Source organism: Rhizobium ruizarguesonis (genome assembly GCF_012349115.1).
GTDB classification, from domain to species: Bacteria; Pseudomonadota; Alphaproteobacteria; order Rhizobiales; family Rhizobiaceae; genus Rhizobium; species Rhizobium ruizarguesonis.
The window spans coordinates 22,696-38,322 of record NZ_PQIG01000112.1 but is presented as its reverse complement, the minus strand read 5'-3'; the positions used below and the strand labels follow the sequence as shown (position 1 = coordinate 38,322).

Below are 15,627 nucleotides of genomic sequence, written 5' to 3'. Positions count from 1 at the left end.
AAGGCGCCGGGCTTTCCATATTACAGCGCCGCGCGTCTTTTCGGATGCGCAAAGGACGCTGTAACACTTTGAATTGCTGCATAATTTTATCCCTAAATCGATTCCGATTTAAGGAATTATGTAGTGCGAAACAGGCGCTTCGAGACTGGCCAACCATCCGGCGCCAGCTTGAAGAGCAGGCCACAGCGCGCGTAAACGATCGCCGTCAGCAACGAGAACCAGGCGCCGAAGGCAAGGCCGGCGATGACGTCGCTCGGATAATGGGCGCCGACCATGACACGGGTCATACCGAGCCAGATGGCGCAGGCGATGAAGGCAACGCGATAGCGCGGAAACAGCAGAGCGAAGGCGGCGAAGAAGGCGCCGACCGTGGTGGAATGGCCGGACGGGAAACTTTCGAAAGCGGCATGGCCTGAGAAGGGCGTGAAGGAAAATATGCCGTAGTCGTGGAAATGATCGGGACGCGCCCTGCCGATCGCCCGCTTCAGCAGATTGGCGAGCAGGCCTGAGAAGACGACCGTGGTGAAGAGATAGGCACCGATCCAGCTAACATAAAGCGCCTGCGCCTTGGAGCGGGCCGTCTTGACAAGCTTGTAGCCTGCCCGGCCCTGAAAGAACAGCAGGATGCTGGTGTAGATCAGCCAGGCGGAATCACCGAAGCCGGTCAGCATCTCGCCGAGGTGCTTCACCGGTGCGGGAGCCTCGCTGGCGCCGATCGGTGCATCGAAGAGCAGCATGGAGAGAATCACGGCATTCAGCGTGATGAAGAGGCAGGTCTGCCAGCGCAAAGGCGGCATGCCGGCACTGCTCCGGCGCCAGCGCCTGTTCAGGGAAGCCCAAAATGCCCGCATTCCGTTGTCCGTTCGAATTTGCCCTAAAGTGCCACGACGCGCTAAGGACGCTCTATCATTTTGAATTGGCGCATAATCCATTGGAAGATCGTTTCCAATGTCGAGGTTATGCGCTCGTTAAAATCCGGCGCAAAAATACACGAGATTGTGGCCGAGGATAGTCGGTTTGGGATAATTCGACCAAGCAGATGCGGCCCGCGGTCCTGGAAAAAGCCCTCCGCAAGAATCCTGCGAAGGGCCGGAACTGTTTCACGTGAAATATCAGGCGGAAAGCGCCCTGAACTCGGCGAGGATCGTATCGCCCATCTCGACGGTGCCGACCTGTCTTGCGCCGTCGGCCATGATGTCACCAGTGCGGATGCCCTTGTCGAGCACGATGGCGATCGCCTTTTCCAGATCGTCGGCTTCCTTCACCAGATTGAAGGAGTAACGCAGGCACATGGCGAATGAGGCGATCATGGCGATCGGATTGGCGATGCCCTTGCCGGCAATGTCGGGGGCCGAGCCATGCACCGGCTCGTAGAGCGCCTTGCGCTTGCCGGTCTTGCCGTCAGGCGCGCCGAGCGAGGCGGACGGCAGCATGCCGAGCGAGCCGGTCAGCATGGCGGCGACGTCGGAGAGCATGTCGCCGAAGAGATTGTCGGTGACGATGACGTCGAACTGCTTCGGCTGGCGCACCAGTTGCATGCCGCCGGCATCGGCCAGCATGTGTTCGAGCTGGACGTCGGAATATTTCGCCTTGTGCGTCTCGGTCACCACCTGGTTCCAGAGCACGCCCGACTTCATGACGTTGCGCTTTTCCATGGAGCAGACGCGGTTCTGCCGCGTGCGGGCCATTTCGAAGGCGACGCCGGCGATGCGCTCGATCTCGTAGGTATCGTAGACCTGCGTGTCGATGCCGCGCTTCTGGCCGTTGCCGAGATCGATGATCTCCTTCGGCTCGCCGAAATAGACGCCGCCGGTCAGCTCGCGGATGATCAGAATGTCAAGACCTTCGACCAGCTCCGGCTTCAGCGACGAGGCCGCAGCAAGGGCCGGATAGCAGATGGCGGGGCGCAGGTTTGCGAAGAGCTGCAGATCTTTGCGCAGGCGCAGCAAGCCGGCTTCCGGGCGCACTTCGTAAGGCACGCTATCCCATTTCGGGCCGCCGACGGCGCCGAAGAGAACGGCATCGGCGGCAAGCGCCTTCTGCATGTCGGCTTCCGAAATCGCCGCGCCATGCGCATCGTAGGCGCAACCGCCGACAAGGCCTTCGTCGGTGACGAAACCGGCATTCATTGCCTCGTTCATATAGGCGATGATCTTGCGGACCTCGCCCATGGCCTCGGGACCGATGCCGTCACCCGGCAGCAGGAAAAGATTGCGCGCTGTCATGAAACCCTCCTGGGAAAAACAAGTTGCGGTTTCTTAGACCCCGGAAATGGGCATTTCAAGCGAGAGAAGGGGTGAATCGGTACGCTTCGCTCTGAGCAGCGATGATTGCTCCTGTGCCCGCAAACGGATTAGAAAGGCAGCTCCTACCTTTATTTCCCTGGATGGTTCCTTATGCCCTTTGCACCTCTCCATCTCGACACGCCCTTGGTTCAGACAGCACCTGGCTATAGCGCCAGCGGCAAACCGCTCTGGCTGAAGCTTGATGCGCTGCAGCCTTCCGGCAGCTTCAAGCTGCGCGGCGTCGGCCGGCTTTGCCAGTACGAGGTGGAAAATGGCGCGCGCGAGATCTTCTGCGCTTCCGGCGGCAATGCCGGCATTGCAGCGGCTTATGCCGGCCGGGCGCTCGGTGTGCCGGTCACGATCGTCGTGCCGGAGACGACGGCGGCCGATGTCCGCCAGACAATTGCCGCAACGGGCGCCAATGTCCTCGTTCATGGTTCGGTTTTCGATGAGGCCAATGCCCATGCGGTCGAACTCGCCCGAAGCCGCAAGGCAACCTATGTGCACCCCTTCGACCATCCGCTTCTGTGGGATGGCCATGCCACGCTGATCGACGAGGTGGTGGCGAAGGGGGCAAAATTCGATTGCGTCGTCACCAGCGTCGGCGGTGGCGGGTTGCTTGCCGGCATTGTCGAGGGATTGAAGCGAAACGGGCTTTCCGATGTGCCTGTTATCGCCGTCGAAACGGAAGGGGCGGCTTCCCTGAACGCCAGTCTCAGGGCGAATGAGCGCATCACCCTTCCCGCCATTACCTCGATTGCCAATTCGCTCGGCGCGCGGCAGGTGGCGCAGCATGTCTTCGACCTGCCGAAGCAGCATCCGATTGAAAGTGTTGTCGTCACCGACGCCGATGCCGTTGCCGCCTGCCTGAAATTTGCCGATGCGCAGCGCATTCTGGTCGAGCCGGCTTGCGGCGCGGCGCTTGCCGTTGCTGATGTCCATGCCGGGCTGCTTCAGCGCTTCGACAATCCGCTTATCGAAGTCTGCGGCGGCATCGGCGTATCGCTCGAAAAGCTTGAGGCCTGGAAAGAGAAATTTCTCTGATGTGCCGCAAAAGAAAAAGCCGGGCAAAAAGCCCGGCTTGATCGGTAACCGATTGGATTGGGCTCAGGCTGCCCAGGGGTGCGAAGCGGCGTTCTTCTTTTCGAAGCTGTCGATCGCTTTGCCCTTTTCGAGCGTCAGGCCGATATCGTCGAGACCGTTCAGCAGGCAATGGCGCTTGAACTCGTCGAGATCGAACTTGATCAAGCCACCATCAGGGCCGGTGATCTCGAGGTTTTCGAGGTCGACGGTCAGGATGGCGTTGGAGCCGCGCGAGGCGTCGTCCATCAGCTTGTCGAGGTCTTCCTGGCTGACCTTGATCGGCAGGATGCCGTTCTTGAAACAGTTGTTGTAGAAGATGTCGGCGAAGCTGGTCGAGATGACGCAGCGGATGCCGAAATCGAGAAGCGCCCAGGGGGCGTGCTCGCGCGAGGAGCCGCAGCCGAAATTGTCGCCGGCAACGAGGATCTTGGCATCGCGATAGGCCGGCTTGTTCAGCACGAAATCCGGGTTTTCTGAGCCGTCCTCATTGTAGCGGGCTTCCGCGAAGAGGCCGGTGCCGAGGCCGGTGCGCTTGATCGTCTTCAGATAATCCTTCGGAATGATCATGTCGGTGTCGACGTTGACGACCGGCAGCGGCGCTGCAACGCCCGTGAGCTTCACGAATTTATCCATGATCCATGCTCCATTTCAGCAAATCTACTTTCTGAATTTGCATCTAGTCCAGTTTTTCGCCGAAATGAAGGAGAATCTTTTCACAGACGGCGGCCACGCGACGTTTCGCGCGATCCGCCGATTGAGCATGTCCCTTATTTGGACGGTGCGTTCAGGCCCCAGAGGACGCCGAACGGATCACGAAGCTGGCCATAGCGGTCGCCCCAGAACATCAGTTCGACCGACATGACGACTTCAGCGCCGGCAGCAACCGCGCGATCCCACCAGAAATCGATATCGTCGATCACCAGTTGAATGGCGAAGCCTTCATGGCCTTTGAAGGGATGGCCGTATTCGGGATAGGCATCCGACAGCATGAGGGAGCTGCCGTTGATGTAGAGATGCACATGCATCGTTCGGCCGCTCTCGTCGACCGGCACGAGATACGCCTCTTCGGCGCCGAAAGCCTTTTTGTAGAATTCCGCAGCTTTCACCGCGCCATCGACAGTCACATAGGGCAGCAGGCCATTCTTGACCGGTGGCATCTTGATCGGGTTGCTCTCTGTCGTCGTATCCATACTTGTCCTCCATTCGTTTTTGAAGCGCGGGCTGAATGCCTGGCTGCTTCAAAGACGTAACATGGAAGCGCGATGCGACAGTGTCGGCCAAATTTTTCAGCGAAAAGATGATCAGAGATCGATGATCGTGCCGCGGCCGTCGTTCCACACCCGCATTTCGCGCTGGCCGTTGTTTGCCTTGGCGCGAACCGGAGCGGGCTTCATCTTCATCGAAAGCGCACGTCCGACCATGATCACGGTCAGGATGCCGCCGACGGCGAGCGTCACGGAAAAGGTGAGAAGCAGCATAGCCACGAAAACGGTGGCGCCGGCAAGCATGAGGAAGATGGAGCGAATGTTCTGCATGGTTAGAGACCTTTCTTCGGAAAGGAATGTGGTCCTTCTCTTTCCTCTCTGCAAGGCAAGCATGGCTTTTTGTTGTTCTGCTCGATGTTCTGGGGTGGGCTGCTTGCTTCGGCTTTCAAAGCTTGGCAGTAATTCCCCATGAGCCGAAACCCCACGACCCGCTCCGCCCGCCTGCGCCGTTCGGTGTTGAGCGTACCTGCCATCAATCCCCGCGCCCTCGAAAAAACCCATGCTGTCGATTGCGATGCGGTGATCTTCGATCTCGAGGATTCCGTGGCGCCGGAAAGAAAGGCGGAAGCGCGGGAAAACCTGAGGCGCTTCTTTTCGGCTCGGCCGCTGGAAGGCAAGGAACGGATCATCCGCATCAATGATCTGTCGACCGATTTCGGTCTGGCGGACATGGAACTGGTAATCGCGCTCAATCCCGACGCCGTGCTGCTGCCGAAGGTCGACGAACCGCAGGATGCCATGGCGCTCAGTGACCTTCTCTCCGAGGCCGATGCACCGGAAGATCTGCGCATCTGGGCGATGATCGAGACACCGCGCGGCATCCTGAATGCGGCTGTTATCGCCGAAGCCGGGCGCACACCGGGCTCGCGGCTCGATTGCCTCGTCGTCGGGCTCAACGACCTGCGCAAGGAAACCGGCGTGCTTCCACAGCCGGGGCGGAGCTATCTCGTGCCGTGGCTGATGCAGGTCGTCCTTGCGGTCAGCGCCTACGGGCTCGATGCGATCGACAGCGTCTTCAACGATTTCAGGGACGAACAGGGTTTTGATGCCGAATGCCTGCAGGGCCGGGCCATGGGCTTTGCCGGTAAGATGCTGATCCATCCGGCGCAGATCGAGCCCGCCAACCGCCATTTCGGCCCCGATCCGGCAGCGATTGCGGAAGCGGAGGCGATCATATCAGCCTTTGCCGATCCTGCCTCCGATGGGCTGAACGTCATCAATGCAGGCGGGCGGATGGTCGAGCGGCTGCATCTTGTCCAGGCGGAAAGTCTGGTCCATAAAGCGCACTTGATCGCAGCCCGCGCTGCAGCACGAAAGACGATGTGATGAAACTCTACCGCTTCCTGACCGGTCCCGACGATGCTTCCTTCTGCCACAAGGTCACTGCCGCCCTCAACAAGGGCTGGGCGCTTGAGGGCTCGCCGACCTATGCCTTCAATGCCGCAACCGGCGCGATGCAGTGCGGCCAGGCCGTCGTCAAGCATGTCGAAGGCAAGGATTACGATCCTGAGATGAAGCTCTCCGAGCAGTGAGGCTCAGCGCATAACCCCGAAAATCGGAATCGATTTTCGGAAAGGATTATGCGTGATTGAAAGTAATGGAGCGTCTAGCGTTCGGCAGCTTCCTCGGCGCTTGCCTCGATCCGCTCCATGTCATCGTCGCTCAGCCCGAAATGGTGGCCGATCTCGTGGATCAGTACGTGGGTGATGATATCGCCGAGCGTCTCGTCGTTCTCGGCCCAGTAATCGAGGATGGGGCGGCGGTAGAGGCGGATGCGGTTCGGCATCTCGCCGGTTTCCAGCGTGAAACGTTCGGAAATGCCCCTGCCCTCGAAAAGGCCGAGCAGATCGAAAGGGGTTTCCAGCGCCATGTCCTCGAAAACGTCGTCATCGGGGAAATCTTCGATCTCGATCGTGAGGTTGGTCGTCAGCTGGCGAAATTCATCCGGCAGATGGCTATAGGCCTCCATGGCCAGCGACTCGAAGGTGCTGATCGTCGGCGCATGGCGGTCCCGCCAATCATCGCTCTGGTCTATGCGGGCCATGAATATTCCTTCCTTTGCGGGCCCATATAGAACCTTTATCGCCGATTTTCGAGTGCGGAATCAAAGGCAGGAATAAATTCATAGAAAATGGCCGTTGACTCTTCATTAGCTCTCTGGAATCTATAAGAACATAACAGGAACAAGACGAATTGGAGAACGCCATGGCGCAGCACGCCCTGGCGCGCGAGCGGCTTTTTGCGCTCCGCGAAACCATCGCCAGACTGGAGGGAAAGCCCGCGCCGGCGCTTGCCGCAGCGGAGCGGGAAGCCCTGGCGGCAGGACGTAAGACCAGCCAGGAGCGCACGCTGCCGCCCCTGCCGTTTGGGGTTGAGTTTCTCGACAGCGCGCTGGAAGGCGGGTTGCGGCTCGATGCGATCACCGAATTCCGCTCGGCTCTGTCTCGTGATGCAGGTGCGGCAAGCGGGCTGGCGATGGCTGTTGCCGCGCGGCTGCAAAAACAGGAAGCGGATGCCGGCAGGCTTATGCCGTTACTCTGGATTGGCGATGCCGTCGGCACGCTGGAGGCCGGTCGTCCCTATGCACCCGGGCTTCGGGATTTCGGGTTGAGCCCGGAGCGGTTTCTCCATGCGGCGCCGCGCAAGCTGGACGAGGCGCTCTGGCTGGCGGAGGTGGCGGTGGAAAGCGCTGCCTTCTCGGCCGTCATCTTCGAAGTGCGGGGCAATCCCGCCCATTTCGGCCTGACCGAAAGCCGCAGGCTCAGTCTCAGGGCGCATGCTGCCCGCCGTCCGCTCTTCCTTGTCCGCCAAGCGGGAGCAGAGGAGGCAAGCAGTGCGGCCTTCCGTCTGCATGTCGAACCAGCCCCATCCGGTCTGCGGCCGTTGCTGGATGGATCGAAACTTTCCGGCAGCATCGGCAATCCGATTTTCCGTCTCACGCTGGAGAAGAGCCGCAATCCGGCCCCGCTCTCCTTTCTTCTGGAGTGGAACCCCCATGACCGCCAATTTCTCCCTGTCGCCGAACCAAACCTCGTTCGTCCTCCAGGCGAACAGTCAGCGCATTCTGGCGCTCAGCTTCCCGCATCTGCCAACGGACCGCATCGCCCGCAAGCGATGGGGGCTCTCCTGGCGTTCGAAAGGGCGTCCTGAAACGCCGCCTATCGTCTGTTCCGGCAAGCTCAACAATGCCATGCGGCTGACGGCACTGGACGAGTTGGCCGAGAGGCTGGGGTTGAGGAAGGAGCTGGGCGTTGCCGAAGCGCGCGCCATGTACCCCATGCTCGAGGTTGCGGAAGAAGATCCGGCGGCCGACCGCCGGTTGCTGGAGGCAATTGCCGACTGGTGCGACCGCTATACGCCGCTGGTGGGGTTCGACGGCAAGGACGGTCTGTTTCTCGACATTAGCGGCTGCGCCCATCTCTTCGGCGGTGAAAAGGCGCTTCTCAAGGATGTGCTGTCGCGGCTTTTCCATATGGGATTCGATGCCCGCGGCGCGGTCTCATCGTCATCAGGCCTTTCCTGGGCCGCGTCCCGCTTCGGGCAAGGTGGCGTGATCGGGGACGAGGCGGCGGAACATGTGCTGATGTCCTTGCCGGTTGCAGCCTTGCGGCTGGAAGGACAAACCGTCGCTGCCCTGAAGAAGCTCGGTCTGAAATATATCGGCGACGTCATCGATGCACCGCGAGCGCCGCTGACCCGCCGGTTCGGCCCGGAGCTGCTTCTGCGTCTCGACCAGGCGCTGGGACGTGAAGAGGAGCCGGTCTCGCCCCGGCGTCCTGTTGCCAGCCTCTCGGCCGAAAGCCGCCTGATCGAGCCCATCGGGACGGAAGAGCAGATCCTTGCCGTCACCAGGCAGGTCGCCATGTCGCTGCAGCCGTCGCTGGAGGCGCGGGGGGCTGGCGGGCGGGTGTTCGAACTGGTCCTGTTCCGCGTCGACGGCAGGGTCTTTCATATCTCCGTCGGCGCTTCGCAGCCGCTTCGCGAACCAAAGTTCATCGCCGGGCTTTTTTCCGAGCGATTGCAGGCGGTCTATGACGATCTCGATGCCGGCTATGGTTTCGAGATCCTGCGGTTGAATGTGTTGCGGCACGATCCCTTCAACGAGGCGCAGGGTGATTTCGAGGGTGACCGGCAGGGAGAGATCTCGCTTTCGGCCTTCGTCGACCGGGTCTCGGCCCGACTTGGTGCGGATTGCCTGCAAAGCTTTCAGCTTCGCGAGAGCCATGTTCCGGAACGCGCCGTCATCACGGTTCCTGTGATGGAGAGCCTTCCCAGGCGGAAGGCGGAGCAGGACATCCAACTTCCTTTCCGCGAAGAGCGCCCGCTGCGGCTCTTTGCAACGCCGGAGCCCGTCGAGACCATACTTGCCGAAGTGCCCGATGGTCCGCCGCAGATCTTCCGCTGGCGGCGCATGCAGCATCAGGTGGCAAGAAGCGAAGGGCCGGAACGGATTGCCATGGAATGGTGGATCGATGGGAATGACGCCGAGGCGCGTGACTATTTCCGCATCGAGGACGAGACCGGACATCGCTTCTGGATCTATCGTCGCGGCTTCTATGGTCGGGAACTCGATCCGCGCTGGTTCATGCATGGTGTCTTTGCATGAGAACCGCACCCGCATTTTGCGAGATCGGCACGAGGACGAATTTCTCGTTTCTCGAAGGCGCCTCCAGCCCGGAAGAGATGGTCGTGCAGGCCGCTTCGCTGAAGCTCGGCGGCCTCGGCATTGCGGACCGGAATTCGGTTGCCGGCGTGGTGCGGGCACATGCGCAGGCGGAGCAGCTTGAGGAGAGATACAAAAACAGGGATGCGATTTTAGCCGAAGCGAAGAAGAAGGGAAAAACGGAGGTCATTCTCGATCCTATCCGGGTTCAGCCGGGCGCTCGTCTCGTCTTTTGCGATGGAACGCCTGATGTCCTTGCCTATCCGCGCAACCGGCGCGGCTGGGCAAATCTCTGCCGTCTTCTCAGCGCCGGTAATCTGAAAAAAGAGGCGGTCAAGGGGACCTGCATACTGACGGAAGCGGAGCTCATGGAATGGGGGGACGAGATGATGCTTGCCCTCGTTCCCGATCGCACCCTTGTCGATCATCAGGCGGGTCAGTCGACGCTGAAAGATTATCTGGAACGGTTTCGCAGACGCTTCCGCAAGGCTTTTTTTATGGCGCTGGCGCCAGCCTATGACGGCCGCGACAGGCAGGTCTTTGCAGTGTTTTCCATGCTTGCTGCCCGAAATCGCGTGCCGTTGATTGCGACCAACCAACCACTTTACCATCATCCCGAACGCCGGCCGCTTTCGGATGTCGTGATCGCGATCCGGGAGCATGTGCAGATAGCGCAAGCCGGATTCCTGCTGGCGCCGAATGCCGAACGTTACCTCAAGGATTCACGTGAAATGGTCCGGATCTTCCGGGACTATCCTGGTGCGATCGAAAATGCGCAGGTATTTTTCGACAGCTTGACCTTTTCGCTGAAGGAACTGGAGCACAATTATCCGCCAGAAAACGATCCCGGCGAAACGCCGCAGGAGACACTCGAAAGGCTGACGAAAGCGGGAGCCGCAAGACGCTATCCCGAGGGTATCCCGCCCAAGGTGGCGCAACAGATCGATTATGAACTGAAGCTCATCGGGGATAAGAAATATGCCTCTTATTTCCTGACAGTGCACAGGATCATCCAGCACGCCCGTTATGAACTCAAGGTCTTGTGCCAGGGGCGCGGATCGGCGGCAAATTCGGTCATCTGCTATTGTCTTGAGATAACGGAAGTCGATCCTCAAAAGAGCACGCTTCTCTTCGACCGCTTTATTTCGATGGATCGCGACGAACCGCCGGATATCGATGTCGATTTCGAACATGACCGGCGCGAAGAGGTCATCCAGTTCATCTATAAAAGATACGGCATAGAACATGCTGGGCTGACGGCGGGGGTGACGACCTATCGTACGCGCTCGGCGGGCCGCGAGGTTTCCAAGGCCTTTGGGCTGTCGGAGGATGTCCAGTCGGCGATCAGCAGCCTCGTCTGGGGCTGGTCGGAGGATAATCTCTCGGAGCGGGACGCGAAGGCGGCGGGTCTCGACATCAAGGATCCGATGACGCAGAACGTGCTGAAATATGCGTCCGAGCTCCTCGGCTTCCCACGCCATCTCACCCAGCATGTCGGCGGTTTCGTCATCACGCGGGACAGGCTCGACGAGGTGGTGCCGATCATGAAGACGGCGATGCCGGATCGCTACATGATCGAGTGGGACAAGGACGACCTCGACAACGTCAAGATTCTCAAAGTGGATGTGCTGGCGCTCGGCATGCTGACCTGCCTGCGGAAGGCCTTCTCGCTGCTTGAATTGCATTACGACGTGAAGAAGACGCTCGCAGACCTCGGCCACAAGGAGCATGGAGGTGAGGGCGAGCCGGTGTACGAGATGATGGGCCGGGCCGATACGCTCGGTGTCTTCCAGATCGAAAGCCGGGCGCAGATGAGCATGCTGCCGCGTCTTAAGCCGAAGGTGTTCTACGATCTCGTCATCGAGGTGGCGATCGTGCGGCCAGGTCCGATCCAGGGCGACATGGTGCATCCCTATCTGAAGCGCCGGGAGCAGCGGGCCAAGAACATTCCGATCAAATATCCGAGCAAGGAGCTGGAAACGGTTCTGGAAAGAACCCTCGGCGTGCCCTTGTTCCAGGAACAGGCCATGCAGATCGCCATTACCGCCGCAGGCTTCAAACCGGCGGAAGCCGACAAGCTTCGCAGAGCGATGGCGACATTCAAGAGAACGGGTACGATCGGCAACTTCGAAAAGCGGTTCATCGAGGGAATGGTCTCAAAAGACTATGATCCGGAGTTCGCGAAGCAATGCTTCAACCAGATCAAAGGCTTCGGTGAATATGGTTTTCCGGAAAGCCATGCCGCCTCCTTTGCGCTGCTCGTCTATGCCTCCTCATGGCTCAAGGCCTATTATCCCGACGTCTTCTGCGCGGCGATGCTGAATTCCCAACCGATGGGGTTTTATGCGCCGGCGCAGCTGGTGCGGGATGCACGCGAGCACGGGGTAAAGATCCTGCCGGTCGATATCAATGAATCGAACTGGGATTGCGATCTGGAAGAGGCCGTCTTCGATCCGAATACAGTCGATTTCCGGCATCATGAGATGCGTGAGCTCATCAAGAGCCGGCGTGCAGTGCGGCTGGGTTTTCGGCAGATCAAAGGCCTCTCGATAGACGATATGGAGCGGCTCGTCGATAATCGAGGCAAAGGCTACAATTCGGTGCGCGATCTCTGGCTGCGGTCCGGTCTGCAGAAATCGGTCATCGAGCGACTGGCGGATGCCGATGCGTTCCAGTCCCTCAAACTATCACGACGCGACGCGCTCTGGGCGGTGCGGGCGCTGGATGTGAAGAGTGCTACTGAGGAGCTGCCGCTTTTCGAGCCGGTCCGTCATGTCGACCTCCAGATCGAGCCTGTAGCGAAGCTGCCGGAAATGCTGCCGGGAGAGCAGGTTATCGAGGACTATCGTTATCTCTCACTGTCGCTGAAGGCGCACCCCGTCTCCTTCCTGCGCGAGGAATTGCGCAAGGCTGGCGTGACGCGCAATGTCGATCTGTTGAAGGTCGTGAACGGAAAGAGAGTGACGATCGCGGGCCTCGTGCTGGTGCGCCAGCGACCGGGTTCGGCCAAAGGTGTGATTTTCATGACGCTGGAAGACGAGACCGGCGTGGCCAATGCGATTGTCTGGTCGAAAATGTTCGACAAATACCGCTCGGTCGTGATGGGCGCCCGGCTGGTGAAAATCCGCGGCAGGCTGCAAAGCCAGAGTGGAGTGATCCATACCGTCGTCGAGCATATCGAGGACATGACGCCGGCGCTCGGTATCCTGCAACGCGAGGCCCGGCGTTTCGGCGTCTGCGAGCGATCGGACGAGGTGCTGAGGCCGGGTGTAGATCAGCGGCAGAGAAAGCTCGCGCAGGCACGAGAGAGGGCGGAGCTGGAAAAGCGGATGGTTGCCGCAAGCGGCCATGCGGTTGTGGCGGAAACAGCCCAAGTCATGCCGCGGGGGCGGAATTTCCATTAGAGAGTGATGCTAAAAAACGCCACGCGCTTTCGGACGACGTTGTGCTGTACGCCTTTGATTTAGATAGAAATTCGGATTTCAGGCCAATTCTTCAAAAACTACCCGCCTCCGGAACGCCATTCGGCTGCCGCGACTGAATGACATGGGACTCGAATTTTTTCTTGACAGCCACCATCTTCTTTAGCAGAAAACACGATAGTCAGTGTCATGTTTGGAATGAAGACGTGCTCGTCTGCAGCTGCAATTATATAACCGATAAGGAAATCCGGGAGGTTATCACCAACCTTCTCGATGAAGACTGTTGGCAGCTTATCGTGCCTGCGAAGGTCTACCACGCCATGGAAAAACGCGGCCGCTGCTGCGGCTGTTTTCCCAACGTCGTCGACATCATTATCCAGACGACCGAGGAATATCACGCCCGTCGTCACTCGACGGACACCGAAATATTTGATTTCATGTCCCGCTTGAAACAATTCCATGAGGAAAACAGGAGAGCGGACATTGAAAGGCGACAAAAAGGTCATCGAGCGGCTTAACGAGGCGTTGTTCCTCGAACTCGGTGCGGTCAACCAATACTGGGTTCACTATCGTCTTCTTGAGGACTGGGGCTACACCAAGCTCGCCAAGAAGGAACGCGCCGAATCCATCGAAGAGATGCATCATGCCGACCGGCTTGTTGCACGCATCATCTTCCTCGAAGGCCATCCCAATCTGCAGACCCTTGCACCTCTACGCATCGGCCAGAACGTCAAGGAAGTTCTGGAAGCCGATCTTGCCGGCGAGTACGACGCCCGCGCCGCCTACAAAAAGTCGCGTGATATCTGTCATGACGCCGGCGACTATGTTTCCATGAAGCTCTTCGAAGAGCTTCTGGCGGACGAGGAAGGTCATATCGACTTCCTCGAAACACAGATCGACCTGCTCGAGAAAATCGGCGAGAGCAAATACGGCCAGCTCAACGCCGATTCCGCCAACGAAGCCGAATAATATTCGAACGAGATGCCGGCCGCCTATGGCGGCCGGAGTTCCCGATCTGACACGGTTGAACGCAAATCGGCGGCGGCATTCTTCGGAGGCATCGTTGCCGAGCGCAAACGGAGGCAGTCATCCTGCCGTGATCAATCTTCCGATTGAAGTGTTTCCAAGTGCTGGAACTCAGCCACCACCTGGTCATAGACGGCGCGCTTGAAGGGCACGATCAGCTCCGGCAGTTGATGCATCGGCTTCCATTCCCAAGCATCGAATTCCGGCTCGTGGCCGCCAGGCGGCGGATTGATGGCGATCTCGCTCTCGTCGCCGTCGAAGCGGAAGGCGAACCAGCGCTGTGTCTGGCCGCGGAATTTTCCCTTCAGCCCGATGCCGATCAGTGCGGGCGGCAGATCATAGTTTATCCAGTCTCTAGCTTCGGCAAGCAGGGTCACCGTCTTGATGCCGGTCTCTTCGTAAAGTTCGCGATAGGCGGCGTCCAATGGATCCTCGCCCTTGTCGATGCCCCCCTGCGGCATCTGCCAGAGCTGCGGCGAGCCATCATATTCGGAATTGCCGTCAGAGATGCGCCGCCCGGCCCAAACAAGGCCATCGCGGTTCAGGATCATCACGCCGACGCAGGGACGGTAGGGCAGATCCTCGGCTTTCACGGTGGCCTGGCTCATCTTCTTCTCCGTTCTGGGATTCTTCTCAAGGATTCCTCTCAAGGATCCATCTCAGGGTTTCCTGGGGTCGTTAGAAAGGGCGGCGACGCCGACGATCTCGATGCCGCGCATCGCCGCCTCCTCGCTCCATTTGGCGATGGCGTCAACGCTCTCATCGAAAGCCGAGGCAACGCCGATCGCCTGGCCGTTCTTGCGGGCGATGCGCTCGAGCTCGTCGAGCTTCTTCAGGACGGCATTGATGTCGAGCTGGCCGTCGAGCTGCAGGTCGGCGAAGGCATAGGGCAGCTCGGTTCCCTTGGCGATCGCCGCCGTCTTCGACTGCGCTGATGTACCATCATCGAGAAACAGCAACCCGCGCTTGCCGATGTCGCGCATGACAGGTTCCATGGCGGCGGGATCAGACAGGAAACGGCCGCCGAGATAATTCATGACGCCGGTATAGTTGGTGATCTCACCCATCGCCTTGTGCAGGTTCTCGATGTTGCGGGCGGCCGACTTCGTGGTCAGCAGTGTTTCGGGGCCTGGATCGTTCGCCGGGTAATCAAAGGGTTCGAGCGGCACCTGGAGAAGGATCTCGTGGCCGCCGCGGCGGGCTTCCTGCATCCAGCGCTGCAGGCTGTTGCCGCTTGCGGCGAAAGCGAAGGTGATCTCCTCCGGCAGTTGCGCGATAGCGCGCTGCGTTCCGGTCTGGCTGAGCCCGAGGCCACTGACGACGATGGCGATGCGGACGCCGCGAGCGCCGGACGAGGGACGCGCATATTGATCCATCGGCCGCCGGCCATCGGGGCCGACGATCGGCAGCCTACCAAAAGGCGTCTCTTCGAGCAGCGCATCATTGGGCTGGGCGGCCATGCGCGGATCCTGGCCGATCTGCATGGCGTCGACCAGCACCGGCCCACCGCCGTCGCGCGGGCGGGGGCTGTATTTGGTGACGACCGAGCCGTCGCCCGTGACCATCTGCTCGACATTGGCGCCCGAGCGCGAGTCGGCACGGGGCATACCGTCCGCCGCTTGGTCCGCGGTCGCCGTCGGCGGCTGAGGGGTATTGGCAGGGGGCGTTGCGGCTTGTTCGGCCGCTGGTGGTTTGATGCGTTCGAGCTCGTCGCCGCGAAACGCCGTATAGAGGGAAAAGCCGCCTATCGCAAAAAGGCAAAGACTGGCGGCGATGCGGCCCAGGCGCAAGACACCCGGGCGCCGGCTGCCGGTTTTGCGGTTGCTGCCCAAAGGCGCATGCAGGTCCGTTCCCAATTTTTCGCCCGCTCCAAAACCGGGAAA

16 protein-coding genes are annotated in these 15,627 nt (G+C 59.9%); 8 read left to right on the top strand and 8 right to left on the bottom strand.

What is annotated here, in order from left to right; translation table 11 throughout:
• Nucleotides 1–116: 116 nt before the first annotated feature.
• Together lpxE and leuB are read right to left on the bottom strand one after the other, a co-directional pair.
• On the bottom strand, nt 117–851 hold the full coding sequence (gene lpxE / locus C3Y91_RS31160) for a lipid A 1-phosphatase LpxE (protein ID WP_026238536.1): 735 nt from the start codon (nt 849–851) through the stop codon (nt 117–119).
• A gap of 261 nt (nt 852–1,112) precedes the next feature.
• Nucleotides 1,113–2,225 (bottom strand): 3-isopropylmalate dehydrogenase, encoded by a 1,113-nt coding sequence (gene leuB, locus C3Y91_RS31155; protein ID WP_075225380.1) that lies wholly within the window; start codon nt 2,223–2,225, stop codon nt 1,113–1,115.
• Nucleotides 2,226–2,396: 171 nt separating this feature from the next.
• Here leuB and C3Y91_RS31150 point away from each other — a divergent pair, with 171 nt between their 5' ends.
• A complete protein-coding gene (locus C3Y91_RS31150; RefSeq protein WP_018071917.1) occupies nt 2,397–3,329 on the top strand; it encodes a pyridoxal-phosphate dependent enzyme in 933 nt (310 codons plus the stop codon).
• Nucleotides 3,330–3,392: 63 nt separating this feature from the next.
• On the opposite strand, the gene leuD is transcribed toward C3Y91_RS31150, so the two are convergent.
• The 3 genes from leuD to C3Y91_RS31135 all read right to left on the bottom strand — a co-directional run bounded on the left by leuD (nt 3,393) and on the right by C3Y91_RS31135 (nt 4,903).
• Nucleotides 3,393–4,001, bottom strand: coding sequence for a 3-isopropylmalate dehydratase small subunit (gene leuD, locus C3Y91_RS31145; RefSeq protein ID WP_003543984.1), 609 nt, complete (start codon nt 3,999–4,001; stop codon nt 3,393–3,395).
• Nucleotides 4,002–4,135: 134 nt separating this feature from the next.
• A complete protein-coding gene (locus C3Y91_RS31140; RefSeq protein WP_018071918.1) occupies nt 4,136–4,558 on the bottom strand; it encodes a VOC family protein in 423 nt (140 codons plus the stop codon).
• A 111-nt stretch (nt 4,559–4,669) separates the two neighbouring features.
• Nucleotides 4,670–4,903: a hypothetical protein gene (locus tag C3Y91_RS31135; RefSeq protein WP_018071919.1), complete on the bottom strand. Its 234-nt coding sequence runs from the start codon at nt 4,901–4,903 to the stop codon at nt 4,670–4,672.
• A 138-nt stretch (nt 4,904–5,041) separates the two neighbouring features.
• Here C3Y91_RS31135 and C3Y91_RS31130 point away from each other — a divergent pair, with 138 nt between their 5' ends.
• Together C3Y91_RS31130 and C3Y91_RS31125 are read left to right on the top strand one after the other, a co-directional pair.
• Entirely contained in the window at nt 5,042–5,959 is a 918-nt protein-coding gene (locus C3Y91_RS31130; protein ID WP_018071920.1) for an HpcH/HpaI aldolase/citrate lyase family protein, read from the top strand.
• Complete coding sequence (locus tag C3Y91_RS31125; RefSeq protein WP_018071921.1) at nt 5,959–6,165, top strand: DUF1737 domain-containing protein; 207 nt, start codon at nt 5,959–5,961, stop codon at nt 6,163–6,165. The genes C3Y91_RS31130 and C3Y91_RS31125 overlap by 1 nt, the downstream gene beginning before the upstream one ends.
• A 74-nt stretch (nt 6,166–6,239) precedes the next feature.
• Here C3Y91_RS31125 and C3Y91_RS31120 read toward each other — a convergent pair whose 3' ends face one another.
• On the bottom strand, nt 6,240–6,677 hold the full coding sequence (locus C3Y91_RS31120; RefSeq protein WP_003589582.1) for a metallopeptidase family protein: 438 nt from the start codon (nt 6,675–6,677) through the stop codon (nt 6,240–6,242).
• Between the two features lie 161 nt (nt 6,678–6,838).
• On the opposite strand from C3Y91_RS31120, the gene C3Y91_RS38245 reads away from it, so the two are divergent.
• The 5 genes from C3Y91_RS38245 (at nt 6,839) to bfr (ending at nt 13,687) form a co-directional block, all read left to right on the top strand.
• Nucleotides 6,839–7,783: an ImuA family protein gene (locus tag C3Y91_RS38245; protein ID WP_246780246.1), complete on the top strand. Its 945-nt coding sequence runs from the start codon at nt 6,839–6,841 to the stop codon at nt 7,781–7,783.
• Entirely contained in the window at nt 7,695–9,239 is a 1,545-nt protein-coding gene (locus C3Y91_RS31115) for a Y-family DNA polymerase (protein ID WP_281033139.1), read from the top strand. The genes C3Y91_RS38245 and C3Y91_RS31115 overlap by 89 nt, the downstream gene beginning before the upstream one ends.
• Nucleotides 9,236–12,700 carry an error-prone DNA polymerase gene (locus tag C3Y91_RS31110; RefSeq protein WP_130688568.1) on the top strand — a complete coding sequence of 1,155 codons (3,465 nt, stop codon included), beginning with the start codon at nt 9,236–9,238 and terminating at the stop codon, nt 12,698–12,700. Before C3Y91_RS31115 ends, C3Y91_RS31110 begins: the two co-directional genes overlap by 4 nt.
• A gap of 137 nt (nt 12,701–12,837) precedes the next feature.
• A complete protein-coding gene (locus C3Y91_RS31105; RefSeq protein ID WP_018071925.1) occupies nt 12,838–13,236 on the top strand; it encodes a (2Fe-2S)-binding protein in 399 nt (132 codons plus the stop codon).
• Nucleotides 13,202–13,687 carry a bacterioferritin gene (bfr, locus tag C3Y91_RS31100; RefSeq protein WP_003543950.1) on the top strand — a complete coding sequence of 162 codons (486 nt, stop codon included), beginning with the start codon at nt 13,202–13,204 and terminating at the stop codon, nt 13,685–13,687. The genes C3Y91_RS31105 and bfr overlap by 35 nt, the downstream gene beginning before the upstream one ends.
• A gap of 131 nt (nt 13,688–13,818) precedes the next feature.
• Here bfr and C3Y91_RS31095 read toward each other — a convergent pair whose 3' ends face one another.
• Both C3Y91_RS31095 and C3Y91_RS31090 read right to left on the bottom strand, forming a co-directional pair.
• On the bottom strand, nt 13,819–14,352 hold the full coding sequence (locus tag C3Y91_RS31095; protein ID WP_130689801.1) for an RNA pyrophosphohydrolase: 534 nt from the start codon (nt 14,350–14,352) through the stop codon (nt 13,819–13,821).
• Nucleotides 14,353–14,403: 51 nt separating this feature from the next.
• Nucleotides 14,404–15,600, bottom strand: coding sequence for a divergent polysaccharide deacetylase family protein (locus tag C3Y91_RS31090; RefSeq protein ID WP_130689800.1), 1,197 nt, complete (start codon nt 15,598–15,600; stop codon nt 14,404–14,406).
• Between the last annotated feature and the right edge of the window lie 27 nt (nt 15,601–15,627).

Excerpts from the sequence above, each read along its gene's own strand:
- C3Y91_RS31125 (WP_018071921.1), top strand. The coding sequence starts at position 5,959 with ATGAAACTCTACCGCTTCCTGACCGGTCCCGACGATGCTTCCTTCTGC.
- C3Y91_RS31130 (WP_018071920.1), top strand. The coding sequence starts at position 5,042 with ATGAGCCGAAACCCCACGACCCGCTCCGCCCGCCTGCGCCGTTCGGTG.
- C3Y91_RS31135 (WP_018071919.1), bottom strand. The coding sequence starts at position 4,903 with ATGCAGAACATTCGCTCCATCTTCCTCATGCTTGCCGGCGCCACCGTT.
- C3Y91_RS31140 (WP_018071918.1), bottom strand. The coding sequence starts at position 4,558 with ATGGATACGACGACAGAGAGCAACCCGATCAAGATGCCACCGGTCAAG.
- leuB (WP_075225380.1), bottom strand. The coding sequence starts at position 2,225 with ATGACAGCGCGCAATCTTTTCCTGCTGCCGGGTGACGGCATCGGTCCC.
- C3Y91_RS38245 (WP_246780246.1), top strand. The coding sequence starts at position 6,839 with ATGGCGCAGCACGCCCTGGCGCGCGAGCGGCTTTTTGCGCTCCGCGAA.
- C3Y91_RS31095 (WP_130689801.1), bottom strand. The coding sequence starts at position 14,352 with ATGAGCCAGGCCACCGTGAAAGCCGAGGATCTGCCCTACCGTCCCTGC.
- lpxE (WP_026238536.1), bottom strand. The coding sequence starts at position 851 with ATGCGGGCATTTTGGGCTTCCCTGAACAGGCGCTGGCGCCGGAGCAGT.
- C3Y91_RS31105 (WP_018071925.1), top strand. The coding sequence starts at position 12,838 with ATGACATGGGACTCGAATTTTTTCTTGACAGCCACCATCTTCTTTAGC.
- leuD (WP_003543984.1), bottom strand. The coding sequence starts at position 4,001 with ATGGATAAATTCGTGAAGCTCACGGGCGTTGCAGCGCCGCTGCCGGTC.
- C3Y91_RS31110 (WP_130688568.1), top strand. The coding sequence starts at position 9,236 with ATGAGAACCGCACCCGCATTTTGCGAGATCGGCACGAGGACGAATTTC.
- C3Y91_RS31150 (WP_018071917.1), top strand. The coding sequence starts at position 2,397 with ATGCCCTTTGCACCTCTCCATCTCGACACGCCCTTGGTTCAGACAGCA.
- C3Y91_RS31120 (WP_003589582.1), bottom strand. The coding sequence starts at position 6,677 with ATGGCCCGCATAGACCAGAGCGATGATTGGCGGGACCGCCATGCGCCG.